A 21,101-nucleotide genomic window follows, 5' to 3' on the forward strand; every position below is an offset into this window, starting at 1 on the left:
GTGCTCCTTCACTTAAGGTAGTGCTCATAAAACATATTCTGGAAGACGCTATTTGGATCTTTACGTAATTTTTCTTCCACAAATTCTTCCCACCCCGGGTAAGAATCCCTAAATTGCTTTTTCGTTTGATACCGATAATAAGGCAAATAATAGGTTCCTCCGTGTTCGAGCGTTAGGCGGGTCCAGTTCTGGATGAGTGTCGTGGCGTTAGCAATCTCATCTTCCTTGAGTCCATGCTGGATTAATACAACCAAACCTAACATATCCTCTTTCGCATAATTCAATGTCGTGACTTCGTCTTTAGCCGCGTAGCGAACCGTAATATTATGAACTTTAAAATCCTCACTTCTGTCGTTCGATGGGATTATTTGCTTTAAATCATTTATGTAGTCTCCATAGGCATGAATTGGAACAAAAAATTCTTGCAACACTTCGACTCTCCCTGGTTTCGTATATTCCATAAATGTGGATTCCGAGCGCATTACATTGTTCCGCGTAATTTCTTTTCCATCAAGAGAACCAATATAAAGCTTTTGTGTTCCCCAAAACAAATCTTCCAAAGCCCCACCCTGACGCCCTACATCAAGTGCTATCTTACTTAGCCGAACACCTTGTTCTTTTTTGAGTACCGTTTTATGATCCTGTTTTTCTGTGTAATCGTAATTGACAACAACCATTTCGTCTAAAAAGGTACTAGGAGCTACACTTACTCTGGCATAGTGCATCGCTGTGTTCCGATGGGTCAATAATTCGTTAAAATAGGTCTCATACTGATCTGTTTTCAATTGTTCTGTATGAATCGTGTATATGTCATTTTCCGTTAATTCCAGTGTCACATCTAATATCACACCAAACAATCCATATCCGCCAAATACATACTTCATCCAGTCATCTGGGTCATCCCGGGTTATGGTCTTGATCTCTCCTGAAGGGGTTAATAAGGTCATTTCCTTCACGGTTTCCGCCATCGAACCAAAACGGATATCCCGCCCGTGCGCATTTACAGAAAGAGAACCACCTATTGTAAAAATAGATTGGGATTGAGTTACTTTCAAGGCTAACCCATGAGGCTGTATGGCCTCTTGGACATCTTCCCATGAGGCTCCTGCCTCTACACGAATTGTTTTTTGTTGTTCATCAATCTCCAATATTCGGTTAAAAGTGCGCATATCCAGAACGACACCATCTTTGTAATACGTATGACCACCTTGCGAATGCTGTAATCCGGCAACCGAGATTTTCTGTCCATCTTTGTTTGCTTCTTTGACAATCCTTTGCAGATCCTGTCGGTTTTCCGCCTTAACGATTCGTTCAACGCGTTGAGGAAGAAGTCCGGTATAATCTGTTACTAAACTACCTTGTGAGAGCCCATATTTCCTTTTCTCTATCGGGATGTTCCATAAAACGACAGCCACAAAAACAACAACTAGACTTCCTAAAAACCATGGTTTTTTAAGTAACTCCATTAACCTTTGCATAGTAACCCCTTTTATTGTCATGTTGTGAATTTTCATAGTTTTAATTTTATTATACAATGCAGCAACAGAAAAGAATCTTATATTTTTTTCTACTGTCAAAAGGAAGACAACTCTCCAACTACAGGATCGGTGTCATTTTTCAATTTATAATGTGCAATTAAATATCTCGTCTTCCATAATTAGCTCCCGTTTGTTTAAGTATTCATCCCCACAAATCTTCAAACGCTAAAGAGGGAATATAAGGAAGCAAGATAAAGGGAAACGTAGACAGTCTTACGATAAAGTCTAGTGTACCTATTCCTCCGTCAACACTCCTACTAGATCCTCTACGTTTTACTCTATCGCCCGATTAAAAATTAAACTTCGTTCCATCAAAAGTTTGTTTGCACCGCTTTATTCATCTGAATAATCAAACATCGTACACATTTCCGTCACATTTTAACAGCAAATTAGAAGCTCCCCAAGAACCGACATACTTTTCATTCCGCATTAGATATGATGAACAAGTTGCTTCTATACTTACAAGAAATTTACTACATGATTTGAAGCGTAATCTATATTACGGGGGCGTAGAAATGTATAAAGCGGGCAAAATGAACTTACTGTTGTTGAGAATTAAGGTAAAACGAAAAGTCATGTATAAAAAAGCAGAACACTTAGGATTCACACATCCAAGTGTTGTCGAATGCAGTCATGAACTGGATATCTTATTGAACAGAGTGCAAGGGATTTGTTCATAACTATAGAATATGAATCAACGGTATTAAAAGATATTCAAACAAAAAAGACAGGTCCAGAGTTTTTCGGACCTGTCTTTTCATATTTCAACAAACTTAATGATGATTATAAAAACCCGTCCAAACTCGATAACCAAGCAAAAATTGCTGTTCAGAAAAGTTACATATTCGTGAGTTACTTTCTTAATCCTATAATCTAAATGGCTTTGAAAAAGAATGGATTGGACTAGGTATAATCCTCAATATACGCAGTTGCTGCCATTCTGCAAGTGCTCTGTTAGGTTTCTCTTTAATTGCTAAGTGCAAAAAACTTCCATGATTGTTCATCATACATCTAACATTAATTCCTTTTTTAAGCTTAATCACAGTAGACATGGGTAAAATGAATGTATATAGAAAGGATGAGCAAAGAAGATGGACTATGACTGCATTATCATAGGCGGGGGACCGGCAGGATTAAACGCCGCACTTGTCCTAGGGAGAGCTCGTAGAAATGTTATTTTATTCGATAGTAATGAAGCCCGTAACCATGTCGTCCGAGAATCGCACGGATTTTTAACACGTGATGGAATCCAACCGGCAAAATTACGTCAGCTCGCATTGCAAGAATTGAAAGCCTATCCTACCATTCAAGTAAAACCTGAAAAAGCACTCTCTATTGAACGCATTTCAGCATCAAATTACGAAGTAACCACAGAATCCAATAACGTATATAAAAGCACTAAAATCTTACTGGCAACCGGCTTAAAAGATGAACAGCCGAATGTACCGGGCATTGAACGATTTTATGGGACAAGCTTGTTTAGCTGCCCGTACTGTGATGGCTGGGAAGTTCGCGATCAGCCTCTTGCCGTCATTGCGGACAAAAATGTCTATAAGCTTGCAAAAGAGGTTTTTACATGGAGTCGCGATCTCATTGTGTTCACTAACGGAGAAGGACGACTCGAACTAGACGAAAGGGAGAGTCTGGAAACACGCGGTATTAAAGTTGTGGAAGATATTCTTTCCGGGCTTGAAGGCACAAACGGTCAACTTGAACGCGTGCGTCTAGAAGACGGCACGCTGATTGACCGATCATATGGTTTCGTTACTCCCCTGTGGTCGCACCCTAACCGTTTTGCCGAACTACTCGGCTGTAAAATGAACAAATACGGAGGAATTCAAACGGACGAATATGGACGTACAAATGTATGGAACGTATACGCCGCAGGTGATGCGGCAAATATCGTCCCTGCACAGCTTATTGTAGCAGCAGGCAGTGGAAGTGCGGCGGCAATTGGCATAAACGGAGATTTAACGAACGAATTATTCGATCAAACAAACTAGCATATATATCTTATTTAAGTGCTTAATACAAAAAACTTTCACTTTAGAGAACCTATTGCAAAAAGACACTGCATAAAGCAGTGCCCAGTTTGAGAGATTGTTTGTCACGTTAGAACTTTGTCAATTCGATTGAACAATCCGCACTATTCAAAACTACTTCGCCACCGATTGGGAAAGTGAACATCGGTTGTGTATGACCGAAATCGACGTCATAGAGCACCGGTATGTTTTGGAGAATTGGGAGTTTATCGAGGATATAGTGGATTTGCTCATTGGAAACCTTGGATCCCCTTTGAAACCGCCCTATTACCAGTCCACGGATTTCACCTGCGACCTGGAGCAGCGAAGTCAAATCCCGTGCAAACGTCTCGGGTATCGTCATTTCATCATCTTCTATGAATAAAATTGAATCGCTTAAATCAGGCATATACTCCGTTCCTTGCAACAGGTTCAACGTACATAAATTTGCGCCAAAGATTCGCCCCTGGGCCGTTCCTTTGTTATAAACCTTCCATTCAGTCGGTTCAAACATTCGATTTTCCTGATCCAAGTACCATGAATCATCGCTCCATTGTTCAGAAGGTGTGAGCGAAAAATGCTCCTCTTGCATAAGACACTTTTTAAAGAACTCTGTCTGCCAGTCTCGGCCAATATCCATCGAAAAGCTTGAAAAATGAGGTCCTGAATACGTGACCATCCCTGTTTTAGCCGTAATCGCTGACGCAATTGCAGTAATGTCACTATATCCACAAAATACTTTGGGGTTGTTTTTGATCAGTTCGTAATCCAGATACGGCAGCAATTCATTGCTATTAAACCCGCCAATGACTGTTAGAATTCCTTTGACGGCAGGATCTCTGAACGCTTCATGGACATCCTCGATTCGGTGTTCAATCGAAGCGGAGTGATGAAGATCCGATTCAAACGCGTACGTACCGAACGTGACCTTGAACCCAAGTGCTTCTAATCGTTCGGTTGCGCTCTTCACTCCATCTTTAGATAATATGGCACCACTTCGACTCGGCGCGACAATACGAATCTCATCACCAATTTGTAATTTAGCAGGAACAATCATTGGATCACAACCTTTTCATCTAGTGTCAAACTGTTTTGATTAATCATAGAACAATGAACAAACGGGGTCAAATTAAAACAGGCACCCTTTGAAGGATGCCTGTTCATTTCTAGCTATTTCGTTGTGCGTATTCTTTCATCGCATCGCGCATGAAGTTCGCGAGCCCTTGGCCAAACTGATCAATGTTCGTTGTGAACCGTTCGTCGGCAACATACATCTCCCCAAGGCCTTCAAATGCTTCCATTGAGTACGTACCAATCGTATTCAAAAACTGGTACCATTCACCGATTGCTTTTTGTGCTTCCTCAGAATTCGCTGGGAGATGTCGCACTTCAGCAAGACGTCGATAGATCGCATTCATCTTTTCCTGTTGTTCCCCACCGAACTGTTGCAACTTCTTGTTCGTTTCATCCACAACTCCATCCCCCCACTGGTCTCTCGCTTCCAGTTCATAAGGATTTTCACTAAAGTCGAATCCTTTAAATCGTTCTTCTCGTGTCATCGTCACTTCACCCTTTCCTTCTTTTATGGTTTGTTCAATCGTTCGTATCATGTCGTCGAGTTGAGACCGCTTCTGATGAAGCATCTGTCGCTGACTAACTAACGCTTCAAGTCGATTGAATGATGGATTGGACAGTATTTCTTTGATTTGTTTTAACGAAAAACCAAGTGCTCTGTAAAACAAAATCTGTTGGAGCTCAGCAAGATTTTCGTCAGAATAAACCCGATATCCCGCTTCTGTCGTTTCTGCGGGTTTCAGTAATCCTAGTTCATCATAGTGATGCAACGTTCGGACACTCACACCTGATAATGCTGCTACTTCTTTCACTTTCATACCCAGCCTCCTTTCATACTTTCAGTGTAAAGGCTGACGTAACGTAAGAGTCAACTAGAAAAAATAGACCGCTTATTTTTAGAAGCATCCTACCTGTTCCGATTCATATTCCAGCATACAAAAATCCGAGTCCGACTAATACGGAAAGGGTGAGAAGTACTCTCCCCCCGAGTGCCTCCCGTTTTACAAAACTAATTGCTAAACCACCAATAGCGCTAATTCCCAGTGCTGCAGCAATTGACTTTCGTATAGTTTCCCCTTCTGGAAACGAAGTGAATGTTATGTATGCAATGAGTAGTCCGAGTACAGTATTCATGACACGAATTCCTAAATTCAAGTTGAATTGCTTCGTATACATTAACCCTTGAAGGAGCACCCCCGCTGCACCGAGAGCGATGAAAATGATTAATAATATTCCCATGTGAAAACTCCTTTCCATGCGTAGCTAGTGTACTTCCTCATTTCGTTCTTTCCCTATTGTGAAAGTTCGCTAACCTTCTCTTCCCAATTTACTAATTTACATTAGAATAAGCTTCAACGCCTTTCAGCTACAAACACTCTACCAAGAGTAGTGACCAAGCAAAATAGGCGTCTTGTTTTAATTAAACAGCAACTCTCAAAATAAGCGGGGATGTCCAAGAAAATCCACAGATTCACTATCGTTTAAAGCAATGAGCGTTTCAGGACTTGTCACTGCACTCAGCTGGTTCATTACAGTATACTTGGGGTAGATTGTTTCATAGAGGTGAATTGGATGGAATTACTGCGCTCGTTACTCGACGAACCACTGATTTTATTATTCGTTATCTTATTTCTTGGCTCCTGGTTCGGCTCATTGTCCATTAAGGGTCTTAACTTGGGTGCAGCAGGAGTTTTGCTAGTTGCAATGGTATTTGGACATTTCGGCTTTGCCATTTCGCCAGTGATCCAAAATTTTGGATTGAGTCTTTTCATAGTCGGTATCGGATTACAGGCAGGTCCGAAGTTTTTCCGCATGCTGCGATCTAGTGGTCTGATTTTCGGAATTTTATCGTTACTAATCATCCTATTTGCGGTTGTCACGACGATTTTGGTCGCAAAAGGACTCAACCTGGACCCGGCACTCAGTGTTGGACTCATGACCGGTGCTCTTACAAGTACACCTGGTTTAGCTGCAGCCTTGCAAGCAACGCATGATCCGCTTGCGTCGGTCGGTTATGGGATCGCCTATCCGTTCGGCGTATTGGCCGTTGTCTTGTTCGTGCAATTGCTCCCCCGCATCGGGAAGATCGATTTACAAAAGGACCTGGAAGAAACCGCGAATCCAATCCGAACAGTTGGTTCACCCGTCCTCACAACTCTTGAAGTGACGAATCCGATGCTTCACAAAAGTAGTTTGAGCGAATTGAATTTTGCTCCCTATGACGCTGTCGTCAGTCGGGTCATCCGTGATGGCCATACGATGATTGCCCTAGGTGATACAATTTTGCTGAACGGAGACAACCTAGTTGTGGTCGGTAACGAAACGAAGCTCGATGGACTGATCGCATATGTTGGGAGACCTGTCGACACAGATTTAGCGAATCCCGACAATGTCCATCTCCGGAAAGTGACCGTCGATTCGGATGAAGTAATGGGGAAAACACTCAAAGACCTCAGATTACGTAAGGATCACGGGACTACCGTCACTCGCATCACACGTGAAGGGATTGAACTGACGCAAAATCCGAACTTGCCGTTAATCCGCGGAGACGTCTTGACAATTGTCAGTACAGAACAGCGTCTCGATGAAGTCGAAGAACTTTTCAGCCGCAAAAAACTCGCCATCACAAATTTGGATATCTTTTCAATTAGTGTCACGTTGCTTCTTGGGGTACTACTTGGGATGGTGCCGATACCAATCCCGGGGCTTGGCACGATACAGTTAGGTACTGCAGGGGGACCACTTTTTGTCGCTCTGATTATTGGGCACTTCGGTAAGCTTGGACCTATCCACGTTCGTTATTACGGTCCTTCCAATCACGTAATTCGTGAGCTCGGCCTAGTACTTTTCCTTGCTGGAGCCGGAACGACCGCCGGTGCAGGAATTGTAGAAGTGATCCAGACAGAAGGCTTGAAACTCATATTTGCAGGAGTTCTAATAACACTGATTCCTATTTTCGCCGGTTATTTTGCTGCGCGCAAACTATTAAAACTAAGTGTCGTCCACTCACTTGGCGGACTTTCAGGTGGTATGACAAGTACACCTGCACTTGGTGCCTTGAACCAACTCATTGACTCTGAAGACCCTGCGATTGCGTATGCAGCTGCATATCCATTTGCACTAATTCTAGTTGCAATTGCATCCCAATTGATTGTGTTCTTCTTATAGAAAAAGACCCTGTCCATCAGCCAATTACAAAGGCTGATGGATAGGGTCTTTTGTTACGTCTGGCTTGCGCATCCAAACGAATGCGAGTATAGCTCCTCCGATGAGTACAATCGTTGCAAAGTAGAACGGATAATCGAGATCAATGTCGAACAGAATGCCTCCTACTATCGGGCCAATCATATTCCCGATGCTTGTGAACATGGAGTTCATCCCTCCGACAAATCCTTGTTCATTCCCTGCAATTTTAGACAAGTAGGAAGTCGCAGCTGGGCGGATTAAATCAAATCCGACAAACACGACAATTGTAACTGCCAAAACTGCAAAGTAAGAACTTACTACCGTCATGGCTGCAACTAAGACAGCGGATAACACTAAACACCAGTATATGAGTTTTTTTTCACCCATACGTTTTGCGAGTCGATCGAACAAAACAACTTGTGCGATTGCACCGACAATCCCACTTCCTGTAATAACAATCGCAATATCTGCAGGTGTGAACGCAAACTTATGATCGACGAATAGGCTAAAGATGGATTCAAACGATGCAAGTCCGAATGACAATACAAAAATCAAGAGGAACACGATGAAGTATATGGGTGCAAAAATTCGTGTGAATCCTGGCTTTTTTGTATTCATTGTTTCCTCATATTGCCGGTCAGGCTCTCGCAACATAATCAGAGAGAAGATTGCTGCAAAAAGTGCAAGACCCGCTGCGAAGAAAAATGGAACCCGCGTACCTAGAGTCGCAAGAAATCCACCTACTCCTGGTCCTAGTATAAATCCAGTGGAAATTGCTGCGGACATATAGCCAAGTGCTTTAGCTCGAGTATCGTTTGTGGTGATATCTGCGATGAATGCTGTGACCGCTGGCATGATGAAAGCTGCACTAACACCGCCGACAATTCGCGAAGCAAACAGGACAGATAATGTTTGACCAACAGCAAACAAAAGTTCGGATACACTAAACATTAGCAATCCAATGACGATCATTTTCTTCCGTCCAAAGGAATCTACCCAACGCCCCGATAACGGAGAGGCTACAAGCTGTGCGACTGCAAAGAAAGCGACTAGATAGCCGACTATTTTTCCTGATAGATGCAATTCATTCATTAACGTTGGCATAACGGGAATTACAAGACCTATGCCTAAGAAAGCGATGAGCAAATTTGTTAACAATAACCACAGTGTAAGTGATGATTTTTTCATATGTTCCGCTCCTACAACCAGTATCGTCCTTAAAATAATATATTTCTTCATTTTATCACGGTTGTGGTTGGTAACCTAGCCAATTGTATTCAGGTATTCATGGGTTGTGACGAACTTTTGTCTTTGCACGTTAAAACGCACCAGCTCCTCCGCCACCGCCACCAACTCCACCACCACTTGAAGACGATGAGGATGATGAGGTAGTAGATGCAGCAACTGCACTATCTGCCCGATTTAATTGCGAATAGGCAAGCGTTCCTATTGGGAAGTAGTACATGATTGGGGGAACATATCCACGTTCGTAAATTGAATTTAAATCCTCCATTTTCTTTTCATCCCATGTTTTTGTACCAATTCCGAAAATCACTGCACGCTTTTGCTCGTCATCCAGTTGATCATTCAAATCAGTAGCGGAAACATCAGGTAATCGCTTCCGGAAAGCATCCCATTGGTACTGGATTCCAAGTCCCTTGACTGTTTTAGGAGCGTACAACAATCCAAATAACACAAGAATTAGACTTGGGATTATTAAAAACAATAGCCACATCGTCTGACCGTAGATTCCAAATACAATCATCGGAGCAATGAGTAAAAATCCTACTATGACAGATAAGACACGTACGCCTTTACCGCCACCCTTCATATGATTGTTATCTATTTCCTCTCTTATAGACTTCTCCCATGCACTTTGCAATGTATTGTATTTATTGACTTCCTGTTGAGCTGATAATTTGTCCCCTTCCAATACATCTAAATTACTGTAGGAAAACGTTTGGCCATCTCCAAAACCATCGAATAACCATTCAATAAGCAATCGCTCATGCTCATATTCCGTATCACGACTAACTACACGAAATGCATCTTCACCTTCTTTTTTAATGTAGCCTTTTCGAAGTAAGTCCAAGAGTGCCGTTGTTTGGACTTGTGTACTTCCAACGTGTGGCACCGTGTATCGAAGTGTTGAAGGTAGGCTCATAATCGCTTCGGGAACAAAATAGGCTTCTGGGTAATCCAAGACAGCTTGCTCTCGACGTTTGTTTTGCAATCGCATTGTATATACGCCTATGAGAAGTAGTAGCAGTACAGCACCTCCAAATAGATAGGGCGCTACTGTTCCAGACAACTTATGCATCTTGTCATAACGAGCTTGTGCTGCAATTAGTGATTGTTGCTCTTTTTCCAAAACAGGTCGTATTTTTTTGTCACTTGTGCGTACAGCCTCGGAGAACAGTGCTTCGTCAAAACCTATACGGACATCTGCATTCGTCCCAGCTGATATTTTTCCAAGATTAAATACAACCGTTCCCTCTTTATCCGTCTTTTCTGATCCACGAGCAGCATCATAGCCCATCGCAATTACATCATCCGTCACTTCCGGCGGGCGAACGGTAATCATTACATTTCCAAAGTCAGTTTCGTTTCGATCGTCAAAAAACGGCCAGTAAAATTGTGCCATGTCAGAGTATTTTTCTACTCCACCTTCAATCGTGTAGGATAATTCAATAGTGACATTCTCATCTTTTGCTTTTCTGTAGATTTTATAGCTACCGCCATTCCCTTCGATTTTAAGGGGTTTTCCGTTTTCATCAGCATGAAGGTCACTGATTTTGCTATCTTCTTTTGGATAAATATCACGGGTGATTCCATTGAAAGAGCCATCGAATTCATACGTTAACCGTTCCTTCACCTGCACATTCCCATCCGTTTCGAGTTGTGCATCAATCTTAAAATCCTTGATTGTGAAGTCTTCTGCAAATGCCGGATTCGGAAACACAATCAACACTACCAACATCACAGCACTTAACATTGCTTTTTTCACGTCCATCACTCCCTTCTTTCTATTACGAATGTCCATCCCTATAGTTTCAAAGCTCGAAATATTAGACCACTTATATGTCTCTTCCCCTTAATCCGACCATATAAAAGCGTTCCATCCATTTTTGGATAGAACGCTCTCGAATTACTTATTTACTGCTCCAGTAAACGATAGTCAAAATCAGAAAACGACTCAATCAGTTGCCCCTTTTCGTGGAACGATAACGAACGCGTCACATCGTTCGGGATGATTAAGCAATGAACGCCTGCACTTATGGCTGCAATCGATCCGTTATAGGAATCTTCCACAGCAATTGCCTCGTCTGGGGTAACACCGAGTCGTTCCAATGCCACTTCGTAAATCGCTGGATTTGGTTTCACTTCATCGACATCATCTGCTGAAACGATAATCGGGAAATACTCCAGCAAGCCATGTTGAGTAAGAAACCCTTCAATCCAATTCCGCTTTGAACTACTCGCAACGGCAAGCAAGATTCCTCGTTCTTTTAGTTCTTTTACAGTCTCTAAAAACCCATCCCGTAATGCCAATTGTTCCCGAATTTTTTCAAATCGGGAGTTGACTTGATTATGAAAAACAGTACGATCCATTGGCACATCTAGCGACTGGTCTATAAAGTCAAATAATGCACCATCCGTTGAACCAACCACTTTTACGAATTCTTCCAACGTCAAGTTGAATCCATGTTGCTCCTTCAAGATTTCTTGATAAATATCAAACCATGCTGATTCTGTATCAATGATCGTTCCATCAAAATCGAATATTACTGCCTTCTTCACACTTGTTCCCCATTTCCGTAATACGTTCTAGTTTTCCTGTACCCATTATAGGGGCAAAGTCACATTTGGTCGACCAATTCTCTGGTATTCATTTAGTTATCAGAATACTGTCGTTAACTATGGTCAACTTTGCTATACTTAATCAATAATTGAATGAATAGAAAAGAGGGGCCACCATGAAACTAGTGACACTATCTACGGGTTTACCTAAGCAAATTAGTACTTCAAAAGGGAAAGAACTCGTCACGGGGATTTGTAAACAAACGATTACAGAAGCATTCTTGTCATTTGATGGTTTTAAAGGCGATGACGTAGCTGATAAAAAACACCATGGCGGACCAGATCGCGCAGTTTGTATGTATCCTCATGAACATTATGCGCAATGGAATGAAGAGTTCAAATGTCAACTTCCACCCGCAGCATTCGGAGAAAATATCACTGCATCCGGTATGACCGAAGCTGAAATTTGTATAGGTGATATCTTTACACTAGGAGACGCCGTCATCCAAGTGACCCAAGGCAGAATTCCATGCAATACCATCGATCAGCGTCTTGGATACCCGATGATGAAAAACATGATTCAGACCGGATATACTGGCTACTTATGTCGCGTTCTAAAAGAAGGAATGGTTCAGTCAGATGACCAGATAACGTTACACAAAAAAGATTCACATGGAGTCTCAGTACTTGAAGCAAATTCAACGTACTTCCATAATCCAAAAGATATCGATGGAATCCGTCGTGTGTTAGCAATAGAAGCACTCGCTGACGATTGGCATGATAAGTTTGAAAACCGTTTAGAAAAAGCACTTGCGAACTCCTAAAGTCGATAAGCTATATTGAGATTGAATGATCGCCAAATAACTTGTATGGTTGTTTACTTGAGTCACTTATCTTTCTGACCATATGAGGTCTTACGGAATTCGGTGTTTCAATCTTTGCTCAAGAGTTGAATTAATAAAACAGGAGCCTCCTTGTATTGGGAGCTCCTGTTTTTGTTAGGATGTTTTATTAGAATTACTTCGCAGATGCGAAGCTTACCTAATCAGGGTTCTAAAACTAGATTGGTCGTGTGATAGTTGTGTAGGCGTCTATTTTCATAGCGTCTGCTATTGATTGGGACTCAACTTTGTGTTTATGAGCACTCTCTAGAATTTATGAGCACTTTTGAAGGTTTATGAGCACTTTCCAGGATTTATGATCACTTTTGAAGGTTTATGATCACTTTTCATATTTTATGAGCATAATCCATGATTTATGAGCATTTATCAAGATTTATGATCACTTTCCAAAATTTATGAGCGCTCGACCATCTTTGTTGCTGATTGTTTCCCTAGAGCAGGCAAGATTCCAGCGGCAATCGCCTCATTGCGCAATTCATCTCGGAATTTTGGATGTGCTATTGCAATCAAAGCTTTCGCACGTTCGCGGATCGATTTACCATGTAATTTAGCAATCCCATACTCTGTTACGATGCAATCGACCTCGTTTTTAGACGTCGTTACGACAGAACCAGGAGTAAGCTTCAATTTAATGCGTGAAATGGAATCATTTTTCAATGTCGAGTACATGCAAATGAACCCTTTCCCATTTTTCGCAAGTTGTGCTCCCCTCGCAAAATCTGCCTGTCCGCCTGTTGACGAATAGTAGTTTCCAGCAATCGTTTCAGATGCACATTGGCCATACAAGTCCACTTCTGTCGTTGCATTGATGGATACAATATTGTCCTCTTTTGCAATTTCATAGGGATCATTGACCATACTCACAGGCAAAAATTCAACGCTTGGATTATTGTGAAGGAACTCATAGAGTCGCTGAGTTCCATAGGCAAACGTCGTCACAATTTTCCCTTGATGAGTGCATTTGTTCATCCCTGTCACCGCACCTGAGGAAACGAGATCCACAATTCCATCCGTCAACATTTCAGTATGGATTCCCAAATCACGGTGGTCTCTCAACATACTCATCACGGCATTCGGAACCGCTCCAATTCCCACCTGCAACGTATCTCCATTTTGAATTTGAGACGTGATATAACTAGCAATCTTTTTGTCTTTCTCAGTACTAACCGGACACTTCTCTTCTGCAAGAAACGCGTCGTGTTTGACATAGCCTTCAATTTGGCTTAGGTGTATTTGGTTTTTCCCGAAGGTGCGTGGCATGTACTTGTTCACTTCGAGGATGAATGGAACTTTCCCGATGAACTCGGAGACATAATCGGCTTGCGTTCCAAGTGAGAAGTACCCGTGCTCATCCGGTAAAGATGCAACTGCCATGACCACTGGACGTCTCAGTGTTTCTCGTAACAACCTTGGGACTTCGTTAAATACATTAGGAACAAGATCGACTGCTCCACTACGGAATGCGTTGCGTGTTGCTCCACTCAAAAAATACGACGTGTGCGACAAATGGCCTTTCATTTCTCCTCGAATATAAGCACGTTCCCGGAGTGCCAACATCTGGTGAACGATTATGTTTTCCAATTGTTTATAATTTGCTTCTAATAGATCCAGTAACAAGTGAGGTTCCCCATTTGCAATGGGAATAACGAGATCAGTGCCAGGTTGCATTAGTGCCATGAATTCTTGCTCGCTCAAATGTTTCGTCATAATTAGATTAACAGCTCCAGTCCATATGATACTTCAATTATATCGCAGACTGAGCGCTCGCTCAACACAGAGATTAACAACATAATTGCTTATGATGAAAACACTCCTTCCGCATCAGTCTGCGAAAGGAGTGTGTCCCTTTTTCCTAATCATCCAGACGAACAATCCTGTTAGCACAAGGAAACTGATCATCAGTGATGCCACGAAGTAAGGTGGCCGGTAGGACATTTCAATTGTATTGAGCCCCGCTTCAATCGGGATACCCGTAAACGCATAATTCGCTTTCAACACAGACACTTTTTCACCATTCACTTTCGCTGTCCACCCTTTTTCAAATGGAATTGGCACTACAGCCAAGCTGTCTCCGTTCGAATTATCGAGCTTAACGGTTGCATGTCCTCCGCTCCACTCAACGTTAGCTGGAGAAGTCTGTTCGTTCTTTCGCTCAGCCTCCTCAAGTGTCGAATAATCCTCAGCGTAAAGTGCTAAATCACTTAATGTATACGTCCCTTTAGGAACACGAATTCGAATCGTTTCTTCAGACGGAACCCGGATCGTTATGTCATTGACACGCGTGCGGTATATCGAATCCGCTCGTTTACGGGTCGTTTTATACTCATTCACTTTCAAGTGAAAGCCTTTATCTGCAGTTAAGCGTTCTAAGTAAAACGAAATGTAGGTGTCCTCTTTCAATAGATGGACGTCCGAGACTTTCAAATCGATACCGCCGTTCTTTCCTGTAACAACAAGCTTGTCATTTTTGTACTTCGCTTGTACAGGTTGTACAGTAACTTGATCCATTAAATTTTCTACAACTGGGGAAGTTTGTGATCGGACATCCCATTCTTCTAAGATCACTCCATTTAACATGGCATGCTCGCGTGCAAGCACAGGACTTTCCTCCAACTCTTCTTCTGTATAAACCTTATTCGTTGTCCGAACAAATGGAAGACGGTGTTCATTTTCAAATGCTTTGAAATCACCATTTTGCTCAACTTCTTCAAAGCCAAACGGAACCGGATTCCCCTTGTCTGAACGAACCGCATACACCCCGTTCAGTATGCTATATAGATTTGCCCGACCTCCAAATCCGGCATAGCGACTAACACTCTCCCGTCCCATATCGATCGACAAATCGTTTAAGTAAAAATGTAACAAGTGCTGATTCAAAATACTGGAGTAAATGCTCGTCCCTAAAAAATCCTGGACAATCGGTGTGTTATTACGTGTGCCGATCATCCAATCGATACGAGCAAGTGGATCTTCTTCATGTCCCGTCAACCGCTGAACAAGTTCACGTGATGCTTCCCCGTTATAGGAATCACTTGTGAAAAAGGACTTTGGAATCCCTTGCCCCTCAACTTGTTCCACTTTTGGATGATTTCCTGTCAACTTCTCCTCTTGAAATAAATTCACCGTAATTAAACTAGACGCAACAATCCCGATCCACAACGCTATGTCCCAATGCTTAAATTGGCGTACAGTAGCTAAGATCGCAATTGCGCACGTGATGACTGCCATCATTTCTAAACTGTCTGCATACAAACTCGGTTTTCCTTCTAACTCTAATTCTGAAAATAACATGTAGAGTCCAATCGTTCCTAATGCCGCAATGCCTGCATGCTTTAGTTGGATTACCTTCCAATTTTGAAGCGTAACAGCTATTACTCCTCCAGCAACTAGCATGAGCATGTGTTCCCAGCGAAATTGTGGTGCGGATAATCCGTTGAACACACTTCCAACGGCAGGAGATGCGTGCATCACCGCTAACAGTACGGTCATTATTGCAAACAACCGATACACATTCTTTTTATACATCGGGAATAGAAATAAACAAATGATCGCAAACGCAGGTATGACAACCAACTTGCCATCGGACAATATATTTTCTGTCATGTCGAAAAGAGGGATTTCCCCTTCAAATGGGGGTCTGAAGTTATTCAAATATCCATAAACTGCTGGAACGAAAAATGGCGTACTTATCCCGGCTCCGAGCACTCCACCCACTAAAAAAAATGCGATTTGGTGCTTTCGCTTCAGTTCACCGTCCACTAAAGGTATGAACCACCGAAAAACTATGTATATGAATGTTAATAGGAAGTTAATATATGCAAAGTAGAAGTTGTCCACCATACTAAGCGCGACTGCTCCAATGAACCAACCTGGTTTTCCATCGCGCATAATTCGCTCTGCACCTATGAGTAATAGTGGCAAAAACAACATAGCATCTGCAAAGAATTCCCAATACGTTACATGTCGGAAATACAAAATACTGATTCCATAAATGACTGAGGCAATATAAGAGAACCTGTTTTTTAAACCAATTAATCGGAAGAACAGTGTTGTAATGATCAAAATCACTGACAGACGAATGATGCTGACAAAAACGGTAACGTCCGCCCAATATTGAAGATCAGGTGTTGCCAACAACCCAATCCATTCTAAAAACGCGGTAATCGCTGCAGTTACTAGAAACACTATAGATGTAGAAAAATAATAACCGAGTTGGGAAAATGTCCCTCCCCCTAATCCGAAGCGTTCGGAGTAAAAGAAATTTCCTTCTTTCATAGATTCGTACAGAAAATGTTTAAACGGAATCATTTGTGACAAACCATCATTCGGTCCTACGACGTAGCTCCCTTGCATCCATTCCAATAGCATGAACCCATGGGCAATTATAGCGGTGAGTACACTCACCACAACAAGTCCAGTCCAACTCTTTTTCGTCATCATGACGCCTTCAGCACCTTTCCAGTCACAACGAATGTCACAGGAACTGTAATGATCAATGCTCCTAATGGTGCGATGCTACTGTTCACATGCAATATGTCCACTAGAATGTAGAGCAACACAGCAGTCACCACGATATTGACGAGTTGAGTCACAGGATAGACTAAAAACTTTTTTAACGTCGGTTTTACTTTGTATGTCACATAACTATTCAAGAAAAACGAAATAATCATGCTTAAAATGACTGCGCTGAAATGCGCAACCATATAAACAAGTCCTAGCGCTTTTAATCCAAACAAGTAGAACGCATAATAGGTTCCTGTGTTAATAACGCCAACAATGGCGAATGTGATGAATTCACGAACTTCGAATTTTGGCATGAGAGACTGGTTTTCCTTTCACCGCGGCGCTTGTCCGACGGACGAGATAATGGGGGCGTTTTTTTGTTTCATTGTAAATCCTTCCAACATACTCCCCGATGATTCCAAGAGATAGTAATTGGACACCACCAAGAAAGAGTACTGCTGATATGGTCGTGAAATAACCTGGTACGTCCACGCCGTTTCTTGCAATATCAGCTAATGTAAACACAATATATGAGATAGCTAAAAACATGCTTAATATTCCTGCATAGAAGCATAAGCGCAACGGTTTTGTGTTGAATGAAACAATACCGTCGACTGCATAGTTGAGCAATTGCTTAAATGACCACTTCGTCTCACCATGTTGTCGTGTGACATTGTCATAACAAATCGTCTTCTGTTCCAATCCAATCCATGAATAGAGCCCTTTAGAAAAACGATTTCCTTCACTGAGCTGCAACAACGAATCGACCGCGCGGCGGCTGAGCAAACGGAAATCCCCTTCGCCATCATGTAACTCAACTTCGATAGTTTTGTTCACTCCCCAGTAGTAAGCGCGAGAAAGCAAAGAACGAATTGGTGAGTCCCCTTTCCGATTACGCTTCGCAATGACTTGGTCATACCCCTCTTCATATCCACGGATCAATTGGGGAATCAATTCTGGAGGATGCTGCAAATCTGCATCCATTAATATCACGGCATCCCCTTTTGCATATTCAAGGCCCGCCAAAATGGCAGCCTCTTTCCCGAAATTGCGTGTAAAGGATACATATTCCACTTCTGGATAATCGATTAGTGCCCCACGGATTTCGTCCATGGTTTTATCCTCACTTCCATCATCTACAAATAACACCTCATAAGGTAACCCACTTGACGACATGATTTCGTTCAATGCTTTCATCATGTTAAAAATATTGCCTTCTTCATTATATGAAGGGATGACGAATGAAATAAACAATTGCTTCATTCTGTGCACCTGCTTTCTAAATTTGTGCCAACGGCTTTCCTACTAATACCCGTTTTTCGTAGAAATATCACTTTTTTTAGAGATTTAGAGAGAGTTTGTTCAGAATGATACATTTGTGTAATCAGTTTCCTATGAAGCACTGAAACGGTCCATTCTTACCACTAAGAATTTTCACCTTGTTCTGCGAATTTGTTCTCTTATTGCATCGTCTTCTGATTCAGCGCATACTTAGTTAGGTACATTTAGAAGATAGGAGTTTGACTTATGATTTCAACTAATGACATGATTTCCCAAGATCCTTGGGAAGCTTATTTAGACGTGGATACCCACGGACACCAAGTTCTTTCAAGCATTGAATTTACGACGACTTACTTGTGCAATATGCGCTGCGAACACTGTGCGGTTGGCTATATGCTTCAACCGAAAGACCCCGACGCGCTTCCGATAGAGTTGCTTATCCAGCGATTAGAGGAAATCCCTCATTTACGTACAATTAGCTTAACCGGAGGCGAACCGATGTTTTCAAAACGGTCGGTGGAACGTTACGTCCTGCCTCTCCTTAAATATGCACACGAACGTGGCGTTCGTACCCAGATGAACTCTAATTTGACGATGCCACTTGAGCGTTACGAAATGATCGCTCCCTACCTCGATGTTCTTCACATTTCCCATAACTGGGGTACCGTTGAAGATTTTGCTGAAGGTGGGTTTGCCAATATGGAACGCATCCCTTCTTTTGAACGTCGTGCAGAACAATTTCAGCGGATGATTGAAAACAGCCGTGCACTGGCAGACTTAGGGGTAATGGTCTCCGCAGAAACCATGTTGAATCGCAGAACGCTTCCTCACTTACAAAAAATTCACGAACAAGTTGTACACGAAATGAAATGTGCTCGACACGAAATACACCCGATGTACCCAAGTGACTTCGCTTCAACTCTGGAAGTCCTTTCATTGGACGAAACCCGCACAGCTATAAAAGAAATCCTTCAATTCCGTGATCCTTCCACTTGGATGCTGTTTGGTACGCTGCCTTTCTATTCTTGCAGTCCAACCGCTGCAGATCAGGAACTATTGGCTCAACTTAAAGCGAGTCCTAACGTGTCGGTCCGAAATGATCCCGATGGACGATCCCGCTTGAACGTCAATATCTTCACTGGAGATGTCATTGTCACTGATTTCGGAGACGTGCCACCTCTCGGTAATATTCAACATGAGAACCTACCGGAAATGTATGAAACGTGGCAACAGCATCCGCTCGCAAAATCTGTTAGCTGTCATTGCCCGGCTGTTCGTTGTCTAGGACCTAATTTGCTTGTTAAGAATGCTTATTATAAGGACATCGACTTTACAAACAGGAAATCTGTAATGGTATATTAGTCTTAAACAATAAGAAGGGGGACCATCAATTATGTATACAAACGTTTTTTTAGCAACAGCCTTTACAAGTAAGTCACCAAAAGAGGTAGAGGTGTTAAAAGATTGCCTGTTCTGTATTGACGAACACGGTATGATCGAACGTATCGTACGCCCCGACCAGTCTGATTACGAAGAAGTGCTCAATGAGTATTTACATACAGATGTTTTCACAAAGATTGATGAGGGGTCCTATTTGCTTCCTGGTTTTGTCGACTTGCACATACATGCTTCTCAATGGGCACAAGCCGGAACAGCACTGGACATTCCTCTCCATGATTGGTTAAGCACGTATACATTCCCTTCTGAAGCAAAATTCGCAGATCTTGACTATGCAAAATTAGTTTATGAAGATGTGGTCAGCACGCTTCTCGCAAACGGTACAACCACGGCTCTTTACTTTGCGACAGTTCACAAAGAAGCCAGTGTTTTACTAGCGGAAATTTGTGCAAAACGTGGTCAACGTGCTCTTGTTGGAAAAGTTGTGATGGATTTAGTTCAAGAATGTCCTGAATTTTATCGAGATTCAAGTACACAGTCTGCGTTACAAGACACTGAAGAATTTATCTTAGAAGTGAAGAAGATTGCCAAGACGACTAAGCAAGGAGTCTATCCAGTTGTAACCCCAAGATTCATCCCTACATGTACAGATGAGGTCCTTGAAGGCCTTGGTGCGCTTGCAGCCAAGTATGATACACATATTCAGTCACATTGTAGTGAAAGCGATTGGGCTCATCAGCATGTCCAACAGCGTTTTGGGAAAAACGATGCACAGGCTTTAAACGACTTTGGATTGTTACAGGATAAGTCCGTAATGGCCCATAGTAATTTCCTTTCTGATGATGATGCAAAATTGTTCGCCGAAACAGGTAGTGCGATAGCCCACTGTCCGGTTTCTAATGCGTACTTTGCGAATAGCGTCATTCCTATTGCAAAATTTGCACGGATGGGTGTGGATATCGGACTAGGTTCGGATATCTCCGGAGGTTTTTCTCCAAGTCTTTACGATAATTCTCGTCAAGCAGTCATGTCTTCCCGTATGTTAGAAGATGGTGTAAATCCTAGCGTACGTGCTGAAGAACGTGGTGTAGACGATTCTCGCATTACGATTGCAGAAGCATTCCACTTGGTGACTGCCGGTGGTGGAGCGAGTTTGAGTCTGCCTATAGGACGTCTTGAAGAAGGTTATGCATGGGATGTCCAATGCGTGGACCCTACAATCTCGACAGCAAAGCTTCCATTATTTGATCCAAACGAACCTCTACTTGATATTTTTCAAAAGATGATGTACCTGGTACGACCTGAAAATATTCGGGATGTGTGGGTTCAAGGCCAACTAGTTCATTCACGTGTGTGAACTAGTTGCACGGATCCTCAAAGGATCTTTAGTTGTAGTT

General features: G+C 42.2%; 17 protein-coding genes. 6 read left to right on the plus strand and 11 right to left on the minus strand.

Annotated elements, in window-relative coordinates:
- Positions 1-8: 8 nt before the first annotated feature.
- A complete protein-coding gene (locus tag M3197_RS12620; RefSeq protein WP_251661940.1) occupies positions 9-1,514 on the minus strand; it encodes an FAD-binding oxidoreductase in 1,506 nt (501 codons plus the stop codon).
- Positions 1,515-2,053: 539 nt separating this feature from the next.
- Between M3197_RS12620 and M3197_RS12625 the strand changes: the two genes are divergently transcribed.
- Both M3197_RS12625 and M3197_RS12630 read left to right on the plus strand, forming a co-directional pair.
- Positions 2,054-2,218 carry an aspartyl-phosphate phosphatase Spo0E family protein gene (locus M3197_RS12625; protein ID WP_251661941.1) on the plus strand — a complete coding sequence of 55 codons (165 nt, stop codon included), beginning with the start codon at positions 2,054-2,056 and terminating at the stop codon, positions 2,216-2,218.
- A gap of 411 nt (positions 2,219-2,629) precedes the next feature.
- Positions 2,630-3,541: an NAD(P)/FAD-dependent oxidoreductase gene (locus M3197_RS12630; RefSeq protein ID WP_251661942.1), complete on the plus strand. Its 912-nt coding sequence runs from the start codon at positions 2,630-2,632 to the stop codon at positions 3,539-3,541.
- Between the two features lie 109 nt (positions 3,542-3,650).
- On the opposite strand, the gene M3197_RS12635 is transcribed toward M3197_RS12630, so the two are convergent.
- From M3197_RS12635 to M3197_RS12645, 3 genes are all read right to left on the minus strand, one after another.
- A complete protein-coding gene (locus M3197_RS12635) occupies positions 3,651-4,616 on the minus strand; it encodes a S66 family peptidase (protein ID WP_251661943.1) in 966 nt (321 codons plus the stop codon).
- 109 nt (positions 4,617-4,725) lie between these two features.
- Complete coding sequence (locus tag M3197_RS12640; protein WP_251662087.1) at positions 4,726-5,457, minus strand: MerR family transcriptional regulator; 732 nt, start codon at positions 5,455-5,457, stop codon at positions 4,726-4,728.
- A gap of 97 nt (positions 5,458-5,554) precedes the next feature.
- Entirely contained in the window at positions 5,555-5,872 is a 318-nt protein-coding gene (locus M3197_RS12645) for a hypothetical protein (RefSeq protein WP_251661944.1), read from the minus strand.
- A gap of 333 nt (positions 5,873-6,205) precedes the next feature.
- Here M3197_RS12645 and M3197_RS12650 point away from each other — a divergent pair, with 333 nt between their 5' ends.
- On the plus strand, positions 6,206-7,801 hold the full coding sequence (locus M3197_RS12650; protein WP_251662088.1) for an aspartate:alanine exchanger family transporter: 1,596 nt from the start codon (positions 6,206-6,208) through the stop codon (positions 7,799-7,801).
- Positions 7,802-7,825: 24 nt separating this feature from the next.
- Here the strand turns inward: M3197_RS12650 and M3197_RS12655 are convergent, their stop codons facing one another.
- From M3197_RS12655 to M3197_RS12665, 3 genes are all read right to left on the minus strand, one after another.
- Positions 7,826-9,007 (minus strand): MFS transporter, encoded by a 1,182-nt coding sequence (locus M3197_RS12655; protein ID WP_251661945.1) that lies wholly within the window; start codon positions 9,005-9,007, stop codon positions 7,826-7,828.
- 130 nt (positions 9,008-9,137) lie between these two features.
- Positions 9,138-10,826: a DUF2207 domain-containing protein gene (locus tag M3197_RS12660; protein ID WP_251661946.1), complete on the minus strand. Its 1,689-nt coding sequence runs from the start codon at positions 10,824-10,826 to the stop codon at positions 9,138-9,140.
- A gap of 149 nt (positions 10,827-10,975) precedes the next feature.
- Positions 10,976-11,620, minus strand: a complete 645-nt coding sequence (locus tag M3197_RS12665; RefSeq protein WP_251661947.1) for an HAD family hydrolase — start codon at positions 11,618-11,620, stop codon at positions 10,976-10,978.
- A gap of 176 nt (positions 11,621-11,796) precedes the next feature.
- Between M3197_RS12665 and M3197_RS12670 the strand changes: the two genes are divergently transcribed.
- Positions 11,797-12,444, plus strand: coding sequence for an MOSC domain-containing protein (locus tag M3197_RS12670; protein ID WP_251661948.1), 648 nt, complete (start codon positions 11,797-11,799; stop codon positions 12,442-12,444).
- A 471-nt stretch (positions 12,445-12,915) separates the two neighbouring features.
- On the opposite strand, the gene M3197_RS12675 is transcribed toward M3197_RS12670, so the two are convergent.
- The 4 genes from M3197_RS12675 to M3197_RS12690 form a co-directional block, all read right to left on the minus strand.
- Positions 12,916-14,229 (minus strand): acetyl-CoA hydrolase/transferase family protein, encoded by a 1,314-nt coding sequence (locus tag M3197_RS12675; RefSeq protein ID WP_251661949.1) that lies wholly within the window; start codon positions 14,227-14,229, stop codon positions 12,916-12,918.
- Positions 14,230-14,343: 114 nt separating this feature from the next.
- Complete coding sequence (locus tag M3197_RS12680; protein ID WP_251661950.1) at positions 14,344-16,959, minus strand: YfhO family protein; 2,616 nt, start codon at positions 16,957-16,959, stop codon at positions 14,344-14,346.
- Complete coding sequence (locus M3197_RS12685) at positions 16,959-17,339, minus strand: GtrA family protein (RefSeq protein WP_251661951.1); 381 nt, start codon at positions 17,337-17,339, stop codon at positions 16,959-16,961. The genes M3197_RS12680 and M3197_RS12685 overlap by 1 nt, the downstream gene beginning before the upstream one ends.
- Complete coding sequence (locus M3197_RS12690; protein WP_251661952.1) at positions 17,317-18,288, minus strand: glycosyltransferase family 2 protein; 972 nt, start codon at positions 18,286-18,288, stop codon at positions 17,317-17,319. Before M3197_RS12690 ends, M3197_RS12685 begins: the two co-directional genes overlap by 23 nt.
- Before the next feature lie 264 nt (positions 18,289-18,552).
- On the opposite strand from M3197_RS12690, the gene yfkAB reads away from it, so the two are divergent.
- Positions 18,553-19,668 carry a radical SAM/CxCxxxxC motif protein YfkAB gene (gene yfkAB / locus M3197_RS12695; RefSeq protein ID WP_251661953.1) on the plus strand — a complete coding sequence of 372 codons (1,116 nt, stop codon included), beginning with the start codon at positions 18,553-18,555 and terminating at the stop codon, positions 19,666-19,668.
- 31 nt (positions 19,669-19,699) lie between these two features.
- Positions 19,700-21,061 carry a guanine deaminase gene (guaD, locus tag M3197_RS12700; RefSeq protein ID WP_251661954.1) on the plus strand — a complete coding sequence of 454 codons (1,362 nt, stop codon included), beginning with the start codon at positions 19,700-19,702 and terminating at the stop codon, positions 21,059-21,061.
- Positions 21,062-21,101 lie beyond the last annotated feature (40 nt).

This window comes from Sporosarcina aquimarina (genome assembly GCF_023715615.1).
Taxonomy (GTDB): Bacteria; Bacillota; Bacilli; order Bacillales_A; family Planococcaceae; genus Sporosarcina; species Sporosarcina aquimarina_A.

What these genes read in the sequence shown, in the direction of transcription:
- M3197_RS12630 (WP_251661942.1), top strand. Translation starts at nt 2,630, where the DNA reads ATGGACTATGACTGCATTATCATAGGCGGGGGACCGGCAGGATTAAAC.
- M3197_RS12675 (WP_251661949.1), bottom strand. Translation starts at nt 14,229, where the DNA reads ATGACGAAACATTTGAGCGAGCAAGAATTCATGGCACTAATGCAACCT.
- guaD (WP_251661954.1), top strand. Translation starts at nt 19,700, where the DNA reads ATGTATACAAACGTTTTTTTAGCAACAGCCTTTACAAGTAAGTCACCA.
- M3197_RS12635 (WP_251661943.1), bottom strand. Translation starts at nt 4,616, where the DNA reads ATGATTGTTCCTGCTAAATTACAAATTGGTGATGAGATTCGTATTGTC.
- M3197_RS12625 (WP_251661941.1), top strand. Translation starts at nt 2,054, where the DNA reads ATGTATAAAGCGGGCAAAATGAACTTACTGTTGTTGAGAATTAAGGTA.
- M3197_RS12620 (WP_251661940.1), bottom strand. Translation starts at nt 1,514, where the DNA reads ATGAAAATTCACAACATGACAATAAAAGGGGTTACTATGCAAAGGTTA.
- M3197_RS12685 (WP_251661951.1), bottom strand. Translation starts at nt 17,339, where the DNA reads ATGCCAAAATTCGAAGTTCGTGAATTCATCACATTCGCCATTGTTGGC.
- yfkAB (WP_251661953.1), top strand. Translation starts at nt 18,553, where the DNA reads ATGATTTCAACTAATGACATGATTTCCCAAGATCCTTGGGAAGCTTAT.
- M3197_RS12670 (WP_251661948.1), top strand. Translation starts at nt 11,797, where the DNA reads ATGAAACTAGTGACACTATCTACGGGTTTACCTAAGCAAATTAGTACT.
- M3197_RS12650 (WP_251662088.1), top strand. Translation starts at nt 6,206, where the DNA reads ATGGAATTACTGCGCTCGTTACTCGACGAACCACTGATTTTATTATTC.
- M3197_RS12645 (WP_251661944.1), bottom strand. Translation starts at nt 5,872, where the DNA reads ATGGGAATATTATTAATCATTTTCATCGCTCTCGGTGCAGCGGGGGTG.
- M3197_RS12690 (WP_251661952.1), bottom strand. Translation starts at nt 18,288, where the DNA reads ATGAAGCAATTGTTTATTTCATTCGTCATCCCTTCATATAATGAAGAA.
- M3197_RS12655 (WP_251661945.1), bottom strand. Translation starts at nt 9,007, where the DNA reads ATGAAAAAATCATCACTTACACTGTGGTTATTGTTAACAAATTTGCTC.
- M3197_RS12680 (WP_251661950.1), bottom strand. Translation starts at nt 16,959, where the DNA reads ATGACGAAAAAGAGTTGGACTGGACTTGTTGTGGTGAGTGTACTCACC.